The 12030-nt window shown below is 65.1% G+C and carries 13 protein-coding genes; 8 read left to right on the plus strand and 5 right to left on the minus strand.

What is annotated here, in order from left to right; genetic code table 11:
• Positions 1-112: 112 nt before the first annotated feature.
• The 5 genes from DRB06_RS11625 to DRB06_RS11645 all read right to left on the minus strand — a co-directional run bounded on the left by DRB06_RS11625 (position 113) and on the right by DRB06_RS11645 (position 5079).
• Positions 113-1534 (minus strand): DASS family sodium-coupled anion symporter, encoded by a 1422-nt coding sequence (locus tag DRB06_RS11625; protein ID WP_108965881.1) that lies wholly within the window; start codon positions 1532-1534, stop codon positions 113-115.
• 75 nt (positions 1535-1609) lie between these two features.
• The gene (locus DRB06_RS11630) at positions 1610-2344 is read right to left on the minus strand and encodes a substrate-binding domain-containing protein (protein ID WP_220093024.1); all 735 of its coding nucleotides are present in this window, start codon (positions 2342-2344) and stop codon (positions 1610-1612) included.
• The gene (locus DRB06_RS11635) at positions 2341-3282 is read right to left on the minus strand and encodes an amidohydrolase family protein (RefSeq protein WP_108965879.1); all 942 of its coding nucleotides are present in this window, start codon (positions 3280-3282) and stop codon (positions 2341-2343) included. The genes DRB06_RS11630 and DRB06_RS11635 overlap by 4 nt, the downstream gene beginning before the upstream one ends.
• A 48-nt stretch (positions 3283-3330) precedes the next feature.
• Positions 3331-4020, minus strand: coding sequence for a 4-carboxy-4-hydroxy-2-oxoadipate aldolase/oxaloacetate decarboxylase (gene ligK, locus DRB06_RS11640; protein ID WP_108965877.1), 690 nt, complete (start codon positions 4018-4020; stop codon positions 3331-3333).
• 30 nt (positions 4021-4050) lie between these two features.
• Entirely contained in the window at positions 4051-5079 is a 1029-nt protein-coding gene (locus DRB06_RS11645) for an amidohydrolase family protein (RefSeq protein ID WP_111820028.1), read from the minus strand.
• A 97-nt stretch (positions 5080-5176) separates the two neighbouring features.
• On the opposite strand from DRB06_RS11645, the gene DRB06_RS11650 reads away from it, so the two are divergent.
• The 8 genes from DRB06_RS11650 to DRB06_RS11680 all read left to right on the plus strand — a co-directional run.
• On the plus strand, positions 5177-6097 hold the full coding sequence (locus DRB06_RS11650) for a LysR family transcriptional regulator (RefSeq protein ID WP_108965873.1): 921 nt from the start codon (positions 5177-5179) through the stop codon (positions 6095-6097).
• 197 nt (positions 6098-6294) lie between these two features.
• Positions 6295-7971: an L-lactate permease gene (locus tag DRB06_RS11655; protein ID WP_111820029.1), complete on the plus strand. Its 1677-nt coding sequence runs from the start codon at positions 6295-6297 to the stop codon at positions 7969-7971.
• Positions 7972-8078: 107 nt separating this feature from the next.
• The gene (locus DRB06_RS15870; protein WP_146750877.1) at positions 8079-8387 is read left to right on the plus strand and encodes a hypothetical protein; all 309 of its coding nucleotides are present in this window, start codon (positions 8079-8081) and stop codon (positions 8385-8387) included.
• Positions 8384-9304, plus strand: coding sequence for a WXG100 family type VII secretion target (locus DRB06_RS11660; protein WP_111820030.1), 921 nt, complete (start codon positions 8384-8386; stop codon positions 9302-9304). Before DRB06_RS15870 ends, DRB06_RS11660 begins: the two co-directional genes overlap by 4 nt.
• Positions 9305-9373: 69 nt before the next feature.
• Positions 9374-9754 (plus strand): hypothetical protein, encoded by a 381-nt coding sequence (locus DRB06_RS11665; protein ID WP_111820031.1) that lies wholly within the window; start codon positions 9374-9376, stop codon positions 9752-9754.
• A gap of 13 nt (positions 9755-9767) precedes the next feature.
• Positions 9768-10130: a hypothetical protein gene (locus DRB06_RS11670; protein ID WP_111820032.1), complete on the plus strand. Its 363-nt coding sequence runs from the start codon at positions 9768-9770 to the stop codon at positions 10128-10130.
• A gap of 25 nt (positions 10131-10155) precedes the next feature.
• Positions 10156-10719, plus strand: coding sequence for a hypothetical protein (locus tag DRB06_RS11675; RefSeq protein ID WP_146750878.1), 564 nt, complete (start codon positions 10156-10158; stop codon positions 10717-10719).
• Between the two features lie 371 nt (positions 10720-11090).
• A partial coding sequence (locus DRB06_RS11680; RefSeq protein WP_181575265.1) for an IS1634 family transposase occupies positions 11091-12030 on the plus strand: 940 nt, incomplete at its 3' end.

Consider the following 12030-nt stretch of genomic DNA (forward strand, 5'->3'; position numbering starts at 1 on the left):
CCCCGTAGCCCGCAGCTACGGGGCCGACCGCCGTATCGCACGCCCCACGCTCACACCCGCCCCGGAATCAACCGGCTCATGCCCCTAGGGCACAATACGGATGGCCCGGATGTCAGTACAAACCAAGAAGCTTCCAGTAGGGTAGGCCAAGCGCCAAGGAGACAACCGTCCAGATGAGCGCCATGGCGAGGCTCATCGCCCACCATCGTTGCTGACTCACGTATCCCGTGCCGAACAGCACCGGGGACAGCGTCCCGGAGTAGTGAGTCACTTGACCGCCGTAAATAGACACGAGCGCGAGCGTCATGAACGCGGGCCATACCGGAACGCGGGCGGCCGCCGCGATGGCCACGAGTATGGGCAGTACCGTTCCCGCATACACCACTCCGGACGCGAACAGGTAACGGCTTGCTATGACCACGAGTATGAGGCCGAGCAGGGTCAGGAGCCACGGCAGCCCGCTCAGATGGACGTGCATTCGGATGAAGTCACCGAGCCAGGCGAAGAATCCGGTCTTCGTCAAGGCACCCATGAGGCCGACAATCCCCCCGTACCACATGAAGGTGGTCCAGGCCGCCCTGGTGTTCAACACGTCCTCCCAGGACATGACACCAACCACGCTCAGGAGAGCCACGAACAGTACTGCGACCGCGTTGGCGTTGACTCCGAAGAACGACCCGAGCGCCCATGCGAGGATCGCCGCCAGGAAGAGAACCAGCAGCCACTTCTCCTTCCCCGTCATCGGGCCGAGCTCCGCAAGACCCCGGCGGGCGATGTCCTTGTTGTCGATGCGGTGCAGCTGCGGCCGCTCCATGAGGTAGACCGCGAGCGGAACGATGAGCAGCAGGCCCAGACCCGGGACAACGGCGTAGGTGGTGTACTGCATCCAGGTCACCGGAGCCACGCCCAGTCCCTCCCCGATGACCTGGACGGTGAGCGGGAGGAAGGCGATCGCAGTGAGGAAGATCGTCGAGGTGGCGAAGCTGGCGTAATAGGTGGTCATTGTCAGGTATCGGCCGATTCGCCCGCCTTTGGGGCCGGGATCGGAATCGAGCGCAGAAGCCACGTTGCGCATAATCGGATAGGTGATCCCACCGGTGCGGGCGGCGTTGGAGGGGGTCGCCGGCGCCAGCACCAGGTCCGTCAGGCAGGCAACGTATCCCAGGCGCAGGGGCGTGGACCCCATCATGTCGATGAGATGGTAGGCGATTCGCCGGCCCAGCCCGGTGGTGGCGAAGGCCGTACCGATGAAGAATGCCGAGAACACCAGCCACACCGTGGCATTGGAGTATCCGGCCAGGAGGTCCTCGAAGGAGATCTCCCCGCCGGTCGGCAGAACAACGCCGACCGCGCCGATTACCAGAAGAAACGTCACCGGCGCCGGGACCGGCCGCAGCATGAATGCGGCCATCACGCCGAGGTAGAGGGCGAAGACCCTCCAGCCGATGGGGGACAGCCCGGCCGGAGCGGGCAGGAGAAGCAGAATGACGACAAGCGCCATGCACGCGCCCAGCTTGATCATCTGAGATTTCATTGCATTACCGTTCTACGTCGTTGGAGAGCAGGCGGCCCGCCACCCGGCCGATCGGGTCCGGTGCTGCCGTCACGTTCAGGGCAGTTCGAATCCGTGCGCCAGCCGCATCCGGCCAGTACGCGGGGAGGCCCATTCGGCTATTAGCGACCGTGCCGCGCGAGTATCGACTGCACGTGCGGCCGCACCCATCGAGAACACGGACTTGACCGCACAATCGGCCGGTAGGGCTCCGAGCACCTTCACCCCGGATGCCCCCGTCAACTCGCTTCTCTGCTGGAATCCGAGAGACACCGTCCCGGAGGCGATCAGTTCGGCCACGGGCACCCCCGCGGGCGCCTGCACCAACCTGTCGTCCAGCGCTGGCCTCAGCCCCCAGCCGTCGATCATGGACAGGAGTGCACGACCGCTGGGGCCGGTGGAATAGCCGATCGAGCGCGCCTCCAGCAGGGCGCCGCGAAGGCCGTCGGCGTCGGCGAAGGCCGTGCCGTCCGGCCGGGGCGAGGCGCCGTCGTCCTCCGGTACCGCGGCCACCATGTCGGAGACCACCAGTGGGGTGACCGTCCCGGGCAGAATGTGTCCCTCGCGCTCAAGCGACCGGATGGCCCCGTCGGCCAGGACGGCGACGTCGGCACAGTCCTTAGTCGCAATCATCTCTCGTGCCGTCACTCCCCCCACTGAGGTGACAACCACCGGACTCGTCCGAACTCCCCGAGTTCCCTGGGCTGATTCGGCGAGGTCGGTCAGGAGATGCCGAACGGCCATCGAGCACAGGACTCTGATTCCCAGTCCCCTTCCTTCCGCGGCGCTCATGCCGTCTCCTCCGGCCAGTACAGACGCATCGGATTGTCGACCAGTAGCTTGTGCCGGGCCTGAGCGCTCACCGCTATCCGCGAGATGTAGTCCACCAGCAGGCCGTCGTCGGGCATGTGCTTCTTGAGGTTGGGGTGGGGCCAGTCGGTCCCCCAAAGCACCCGGTCGGGGAACCGTTCGACGAGCCGGCGGGCGAAGGGGACGACGTCCGTGTAAGCATTGCGCTCGCCGGCGAGCGCGGCCGGCCCGGTGACCGACAGGCGCTCCGGGCAGGAGACTTTCACCCAGACAGAGGGATTCTCCTCCATGAATCGGAGGAACAGTCCGAACTCCGGCCCGTTGACGTCCTTCGTGACGTCTGGGCGTCCCATGTGATCAACGACGACATCGACGGGGATCGCGGCGAAGAACTCGCTGAGCTCGGGCAGGTCCACCGCCTCGAAGTAGACGACTACGTGCCAGTGGAGCGGGCGGATCTTCTCCACGATCGCGGTCAGCGAGTCGGTCGGAACCGCGTCCACGAGCCGCTTGACGAAGTTGAAGCGCACCCCCCTGACCCCGGCCTCGTGGAGGCGGAGCAGCTCACGCTCGTCCACGTCCGGAGTCACCGTCGCGACGCCGCGGGCGCGCCCGTCGGAGCGCTGCAAGGCGTCTACCAGCGCCGAGTTATCCGCCCCATGGCAGGTTGCCTGCACTATGACGTTCCGGGAGAAGCCCAAGTGGTCTCGCAACGCGAAGAGCTGCTCGGCAGGGGCGTCGCAGGGTGTGTACTTACGCTGGGGCGCGTAGGGAAACCGCTCCCCGGGGCCGAATACGTGACAGTGAGCGTCAACCGCCCCATCGGGCAGGGCCAGCTCGGGCACGGACGGGTCTTCGCACCAGTCCAGCCAGCCCTCGGTCTTGATGAAGTCTCCGGTGGTCTGTCCATGGATCATCATTGATCTCCTTAGTGGTATTGGATGACGGGCGTGGCAGCCGCCTCGGGGTCAGTCGAGGTATGTCAATCCCTTGGCCTCGAGCCGGCCCCGCATGTCGTAAAGATCTAGGCCGAGGGTTCCGGCCTGAAACTCGGTCCGCTTCGCCGCCTCGTTCGCCTCGCGCTCGGCGGCCGCCTGCGCCACGGCTGCCGCGTACTGGCGAGGTACGACGACGACGCCGTCGACGTCCCCGATGACGACGTCCCCCGGGCTGACACTCGCATTCGCCACCACCACGGGGACGTTGACGGAGCCGAGGGTCGCCTTGACGGTTCCCCTGGCGCTGATGGCACGGCTGAACACCGGGAAGCCCATCGCCTCCAGCGAGGCGACGTCGCGCACGCCGCCGTCGATGACCAGCCCCGCACAACCGTGGGCGCGCATCGAGGTCGCGAGCAGCTCCCCGAAGAAGCCGTCCTCGCTTTCGCTCGTGCAGCCGGCAACTACCACGTCGCCCGGGCTCAACTGCTCGACAACAACGTGAAGCATCCAGTTATCGCCCGGCTGCAACAGCACGGTGACCGCAGTTCCGCACAGATGGGCGCCCGGGTAGACGGGCCGAATGTAGGGACGCATGAGCCCGACCCTCCCCATGGCCTCGTGAATCGTGGCGACGCCGAACCTTGAGAGCGCCTCAACGGCCTCCCGCGGCGCTCGTTCAATGCCGGTATGCACCTCGCCGAGATTGTTCGTTTTCATGAGCGGCCTCCTTGCTCTTCGTTTTCCTCGTCACAGCCCGCGTGCCGTGAGTTGACGGTCCAGTCGGGTGTAGACGCTCCGGGCATTGGTCTCATAGACCTGCCGGCGCTGCGCATCGGTCAGGTTCGCGGTTGCCTCGATATAGCGTTTGGTATCGTCGAAGTAATGACCGGTGCGGGGATCGACGTCACGCACGGCCCCGATCATTTCGGATGCGAACAAGATGTTTTCCACCGGTATGACGCTGGTCAGCAGGTCGACGCCCGGCTGGTGATAGACACAGGTATCGAAGAAGACGTTGCCCAGCAGGTGCTCCTGAAGTTCGGGCCGTTTCAGGGCCATGGCAAGCCCGCGGAAACGGCCCCAGTGATAGGGCACCGCGCCGCCGCCATGAGGGATGACCAGCTTGAGATCGGGGAAGTCGCGGAAGAGGTCCCCCTGGATGAGCTGCATCACCGCGGTCGTGTCCGCGTTGAGGTAGTGGGCGCCGGTGGTATGAAAGGCCCGGTTGCATGAGGTCGACACGTGGATCATGGCCGGAACCCCGTACTCCACGAGCTTGTCGTACAGCGGGTACCAGGAGCGATCCGTCAACGGAGGCGCCGTCCAGTGCCCGCCGGAGGGATCGGGATTGATATTGACCGCAACGGCGCCGAGTTCCTCGACCGCGCGAACGAGTTCGGGCACCGAGGTGACGGGGTCGAATCCCGGCGACTGGGGCAGCATCGCGGCCATCGCGAAGCGATCGGGGAACAGCTGACTGACTCGATAACACAGGTCATTGCAGATCCTGGCCCACACCGTCGACACGGACAGATCGCCGATGTGGTGAGCCATGAATGATGCGCGCGGACTGAAGACGGTGAGGTCCACACCGCGTTCGTCCATCTGGCGGAGCTGGTTCGATTCAAGAGTCTCACGAATGTCGTCGTCGCTGATCGTCAGAGAGTCGGGGGAGGGGGCGTCCCCCTCGCCCCGAACGGAGGCGACCTGCAGCTCTCGCCACGCTGCGAGTTGCTCCGGCGCCGTGGTGTAGTGGCCGTGCACATCAATGATCATCGGAATTCCTCCTTTGGGCCGTTACGAGAATCCTGAGATCCCCGGAGCCAAAAGTCCAATAAATATTTCATTCGCATGTTATTGATATGGTTGATCCATGCCGCTTGAGGACCTCAATCTCGCCCGCACCTTCGTCACGCTCTACGAGACCCGCAGCGCCACCGCCGCCGCCGACCGCCTCAACGTCACCCAGCCGACCGTGAGCTACGCGCTCGGACGCCTTCGCCGCCGGTTCGCAGACGACTTGTTCCGTCGCCGCGGACGGTCCTTCGTCCCCACCCCGCGGGCCTCCTCCCTCTACCACTCCCTCAAGGACGCGGTCGTGCAGATCGATCGCGCGGTCGATGAACAGGCCGAGTTCGACCCCGCGGCGACCCGGGACGAGTTCACGCTCGCGCTGTCCTCAATCGGAGAGCAGGTTTTCCTCCCGCGCATCCTGCAGCGATTCCGACAAGAGGCTCCGGGCGCCCGGCTTCGCGTCATCCCCGCCAAATCATTGGAGGTGGAGGACACGCTCGTGCGAGGCGCCGTGGACCTGTCGATCTCCGTGTCCGTACTGCCCACTCAGTACCTGTGGCGCACGCCCTTCCTGCCCGTCACCTACGTAGCCGTCACCTCGCGCCGCCACCCCCTGCAGCACACCGGCACCACGATGTTCAACGGCCGTCGCTTCGTCAGGGTCGCGGCGCACGGAGGGCACATCTATCCCAACCAGGCCCTCGAACGGCATTGTCTGCTGGATTCGGTCGCCATGTGGGTAGAGAGCTACGCGACGGTCCCGCTGGTCGTCGAATCCTCCGATCTGGTCGCTCTCCTCCCGCGCCACGTCGGCGAGGTGTACGCCGAACGCCACGAATTGCTGCTTCACGACCTTCCCTGGCCGATCGACAGCCCTCCGGTGTCCGTCTACACCAGGACACGCGAAAGGCTCAGTCCCCCAGAGCACTGGCTGCGCCGTCTCGTCCTGGAGAGCCTCGGAACCCGAGCAGACGAGGCGGACATCCCACCTCACCACTGACTTCCCAACCGTCCGGAGCATACGGCCGCCGACTCGGCCGTCCTCCCCTGGGCCCCCCGTCAGCCCCGCCGATGAACCGGCCTGCCGAGCCTCACACGCCGTGGCCGAAAAGATGAGATGATCCGCACGTCGCGGCCGTGGCAATCGACGCCCTCCGGTCCAGACACCGACGCCCCCGACTCCGCCCGGAACAGCTCATGACACTTACATCAGCCCTGCTCGCCACGGCCTTCACGCCCTCGACGACCGCCGTCGGCGGCAATGTCTTCCTCACCGCGATCATCGGCCTGTTACCACTGATCGCGTTCTTCGTGCTCATGGGCGCCTTCAAGGTCGCCACCCACTGGTGCGCGATCATCGCCCTGGCACTGTCCGCCGTAATCGCCGTCGCCGCCTTCCACATGCCAGTGGGAATGACGGCGCTGTCGGCCACGCAGGGCCTGGCCATGGGCTTCGTGCCGATCATCTACATCATCATCGCGGCCGTGTGGCTGTACAACCTCACTGAGACCTCCGGCCGCAGCCAGGACCTGAAGGCCGTGTTCAACACGATCGGCAAGGGCGACCAGCGCGCCCAGGCCCTGATCGTCGCCTTCTGCTTCTGCGGCCTGCTGGAGGGCCTGGCCGGCTTCGGCGCGCCCGTGGCCATCACCGCCGCCATGCTGGTGACCCTGGGGGTACCCAAGTTAAAGGCCGCGATCGCCACCATCGTGGGCAACGGCATCTACGTCGGATTCGGCGCCATGTCCATCCCGGTGACCACCGCCGGGAACCTCGGCGGTGAGGACCCGGTGTCCGTCGCGCAGAACATGGGCCACCTGACCTCGCTCATCTGCGTGCTGGTGCCCTTCCTGCTGCTGTTCATCCTCGACGGCACCCGCGGCGTGCGACAGCTGTGGCCGCTGGCCCTGGTGGCGGGGATCGCAGCCGGCGCCGGCCATTTCATCACTCCCAGTCTCTCCTACGAGCTGACCTCTGTGGTGGGCGCGCTGCTGGCCTTCGCCGCCTGCTACCTGTTCCTGCTGGCGTGGACGCCGAGCACGCCGGACGAGTACCACTCCGAGGTCGCCGCCGCCGACAAGCCCGACCGCGAGCGCGTCATCCTGGCTCTGCTGCCCTACGTGCTCGTGGTGGTCATCATCGCCATCACCAAGCTGTGGAAGCTCGGCGTGGACCTGTCCGCCGTCCTGTCCGGCACCGACATCAAGATCCCCTGGCCGGGCGTGTACGGCAACCTGCTCACCGCCGACGGCGAGGCCTCCACCTCCGCGGTCTACAACCTGCAGACCCTGTCCAACCCGGGCACCTGGATCCTGCTGACGGCGGTGATCGTGTGCATCGTCTACGGCACCCGCTCCTCGGGCGGACGCTTCCAGACCTCCATCGGCGCCATGTTCGCGGTGCTGCCGCGCACCATCTACACGCTGCGCATGTCGATCCTGACCATCGCCTCGGTGATGGCCCTGGCCTACGTCATGAACTTCTCGGGCCAGACCACGGCCGTCGGCGCCGCCCTGGCCACCACCGGCGCCGCCTTCGCCTTCTTGTCCCCCGTCCTGGGCTGGGTCGGTACGGCAGTGGCCGGATCGGCCACCAGCGCCGGAGCGCTGTTCGCCAACCTGCAGGCCACCGCCGCCGCACAGGCCCACCTGGACCCCCGCATCCTGCTGGCAGCCAACACCATCGGAGGCGGCCTGGGCAAGATCGTCTCCCCGCAGAACCTGGCCGTGGTCACCACCGCCGTGGACGCCCCCGGCACCGACGCAGAGATCCTCAAGAAGGCCGCCCCCTACTCCATCGGGCTGCTGCTGGTGCTGTGCTGCCTGGTGCTGGCCGCCTCCCAGGGCTGGCTGGGCGCCTACATGCCTGCATAACAGCGTTGCGACTAGCAACCTGAACGCTAGAACCGTCTTCGGTTAACTTCGTCTCAAACAGCGGCACCGAACCAACCCCAAGGGCACAGGCAGGTTACTCTGCGACCGTGCAATACGATCTCATCGTTCGTTTCGATGTACTGTCATCTATCGCCTCGCGTTTGGACGGAGAGCAGGCCAACCTGTCCGCATTTCCGACCGACTGCTCAGTGACTCCACAGGACGCCACTGCGGGATTCCCCGAAGCATTCAATGCCGCCCTGAAGGAACTGACGATTGCTCAAAACAACCTGAGTGAACGTATTAAAACCGCATCAGATGGCGTAAGGAAGACTTCCAGTGACTTCGCGACAACAGAAGAAGAAGTAGCCGCCTCCGCAAGCCGCCTCATGCGGGCACAGGGAATGAAGCCGTGACGATCACACTGACGGCAGCCAAATCCTTCACACCGGAGCCGTACTACCAGGCCGCTCGCGGCCTGGCCACCCAGGGGCGCACAGTGAAGGATGTTGCTGACGGAATCGCCAGCGTGCAGTCCATAGCCGCTGAGGACTGGCGAGGCGCGGCCGCGACTGCATTCATCGCGCACACCGATTCGGTGACAACCTCAGCTAAACAGCTGACCACCAATCTTGATCGGCATGCCGACCTGCTGATGTGGTACGCGAGCGCCAAGAGTACCGTGTGCGAGCGAGCAGTTTCCGCCGCACAACAGATGGAGGCAGCGGGCTTTGACGTGTCTGACAACTGGAAACTGTCGCTGTCAGACGCACAGAAGCAAGGAACGGGCCGAGGCTTCCTGATCATCCAGATGGCCACCATGCAGGTGACTCTCAATGCTTTTGTGCAGGCCATCTCCCTGGTGGACACTCAGGCAGCAGCCCAGTTGACGGGGAGCGGACCTGCCACTCCACTGTCATCGCAGGACATCCCGTACACCACTTCCAACGGATACACGACTGGGGAGTCTCCAGACCGAACCATTGAATTCGACGACGACTTTCCGTTCAAGTCCAAGCAGGGAGAGGCAACCTCAGATGACGTAAAGGCATGGCTCAAATGGGAGGCGATGCTGCGGGGAGCCCAGCTGCTACGGCCCGACCTTGACGACTCCCTCCCGATGTACGAGCACTACCGGGACGCCAGCGGTACACCCATGACCTTCGACTTTGAGGAGGGATACCGAGAGGACGCTTCGATCCGCAAGGAGATTGACGGCGAAATGAACGAGGTAGTCGTTGCTGCGAACGAGCTCGCCCAGAACGGCTACACGGACACCGAATTCCACTCGCAGAACAAGGTCAACTCTTACTATCCAGTGACCGAGAACTAGCAGAAGACCGTCGGCGGCTACACCTATTACAGCGACTCAGCCCTCAAGGTTGAAGGCGACACCGTCACAGTGACAACGACAATCACCGCAAAAGACCACTGGAACTTCGACGAAGGTAAGGCAGACAAGGCGACCGGTACCCCAGACTCCGAGAATGGTCGCTTCGAGGAACTGGGCTGGGCCCGTAGCTTTGACACCAGTGGAACCGTCACCAGGACGGTGTCGTGGAAAGTCGGGGAAGAGCCGCCACAGTTTGGAGACGGTTCCGAGCAGGACGCGGGAGGCCGGGGCGATGCCGTGTCCCGGGGACGGGACGACTGGCGCAACGACGGGTCTCGGGACCGCAACGACTGGCGCGGCGGGTGGGACAACGGCGGCGGCCGTTACCCCCGCCACGAGCCTGGCGGAGACGACAACGTCAACCGTTACCCCGATGGCAGAGAGTACTGAGGAGAACAAGTAGATGGCAACCGGCCGACTTCGAACCGACACCGCCTCCCTGCAGCCGCTGATCCCGGCTCTGCGAGGCGATGAGCCCAGCAGATGGGTAGTCTGCGACGACTCCGACGACGGCCTGCCCGGCCTGGTCACCAGGTGGGTGCACGCCCTGGTGACGGTGGACCAGATCTTCGCCAAGGAACTAGAGGGATACACCGAAACCCCTACCCGGCTCCCAGCAGACCTTCCGGACATCCTCGGGGCGGACAAGTCCCTGGCCTGGAGGACCGGCGGTCTCCTGGCTAGGGGGCTGGGAATAAGCATGTCGCCAACATTCGCGGCGCTCGCGGGGAGAACCCTCTACGTGCGCCGCTTCATCACCCGATAACCAGACAATAAACAAGGACAAATGCATGAGAAAGCACATGCGCCACAGGCTCCTCACCGCAGCAGTCGCCTGCATAGCACTGGTTCTTGCCGGATGCTCCGTGATCTCCTCCCACGGTCAAGACGACCAGCAAGACGAGCGCTTCGCCGAGTTCACTCAGTACGTCCCTGAACCTCTGACCGTGCAGACATCCCTGGAGTCGGTCACCAGCCGCATGCCGGCAATGGGCGCCACAGGCGTGCACTTCGTCGGGCAGTACCGGGTCAACAAGGGCGAGTGGCCGCTGCCGGAGCCCGATCGCCCCTACTGGTTCCACGCCGTCGTCGAAGTCGACCAGGCCACCAGCCAGGCGCTGGGTGACGCCGCCACTACCACGCCCGACCTGCTGCCGCCGCTCCACCCCGACCTGCACCAGTACGTCCCCCAGGACTGCACCTTCGTCACCGTCCCGGAGTCCGACGCGAACCGGATTCTTGACACCGAGAACGCCGACCTCGTGGGCGGCTCGGAGCGGTTCACCGTGGATGAGCTGGCACTGTCCACCGACTGCAACCTCGTCGTCATGGTCGGCACCGGGCACTACTCCTGACGGCTCCCGGGACCGCCGCCCGCACGCGCTTGGCGAAGGCTTCGAGCACGCGGGGTAGCCCCGAGCCGCGAGGACGCCGCCCCCGGGGAGCATCCTGGGGGGCCACAGCGAGTCCTCGACGGTTCAGCCGCGTTCCCAACGTTTGGCGCCGGTGTTGCAGGCGCTGATTGTGCTTGCAGGATCAGCACGCCGGTGGGCACAACAGAGGGCACAGCCACCCGGCTGCAACCGGATGGCTCCCCGACCTGACTCCTGACAGGTTGTTGGGGTGATTGGGGTTTTTCGTTGGTGTGGTGTGGTTGGGTTGGTGGTTGTGGGGCACTAATCCGGTGGCGGTAGAGTGATGGTGTGTGAGCCCGTATGTTCGTAAGGTGCGTACCGCGTCGGGGGCTACGGCTGTGCAGATCGTGGCTAAGGAGCACGGTGTGCGCCGGGTTGTGGAGCACCTGGGCTCGGCCCACGATGAGGCGGAGCTGGCGGCCCTGATTCAGGCTGGGCGGGAGAAGATCACCGCCGGGTCGGGCCAGAGGGCTCTTGATCTTGAGTCCCTGGTCGCTGATTCTGCCCGGGTGGTGGCTCCGGCGGTGGTTGAGTCCAAGCGGTCGGCTCTGCTGTGGGATGTCCTGTCGGGGGCGTATGAGGCCCTGGGGCTGGATGAAGCGGTGGGCGGGGATGAGGCCTTCAGGCAGATGGTGCTGGCCCGTCTGGTCGAGCCCACCAGTAAGGAGCAGGTACCCCGTGTAATCAGTGAGTTGGGGGTGGGCAGCGTGTCGCGGGCGTCCTTGTTCCGCTCACTGTCCCGCTGCGCGGGCCGCCAGTGGCGAGAGCGGATAGCGGCCGCCTGCCTGCGGCATGTCACCGGCCGCGGCGACCTGTCCCTGTGCCTATACGACGTGACGACCCTGTACTTCGAGGCGGAGAAGGAGGACTCCCTGCGGCGGGTGGGCTATTCCAAGGAGAGGCGGGTCGACCCGCAGGTCATCGTGGGGCTGCTGGTGGATAGGGCCGGCTTCCCCCTACAGATAGGCTGCTGGGAGGGCAACAGGGCCGAAACCAGCACGCTGATCCCGATGATCCAGGAGTTCCGGGAGGCATCCGGGATTGAGCACCTGGTCGTGGTCGCAGACGCCGGCATGCTATCGGCCGGCAACCTTCAGGCCCTTCATGATGCGGGTATGGGGTTCATCGTGGGCTCGCGCATGACCAAGGCGCCGGCGGACCTGGCGGCGCACTTCGCCTGGCACGGGGACGCCCTGGCCGATGGGCAGGTGATCGATACGATCACCCCACGTCGAGGCACGCGCTCGACCG

It is taken from the genome of Actinomyces sp. Z5 (assembly GCF_003287795.1).
GTDB lineage: Bacteria > Actinomycetota > Actinomycetes > Actinomycetales > Actinomycetaceae > Actinomyces > Actinomyces glycerinitolerans.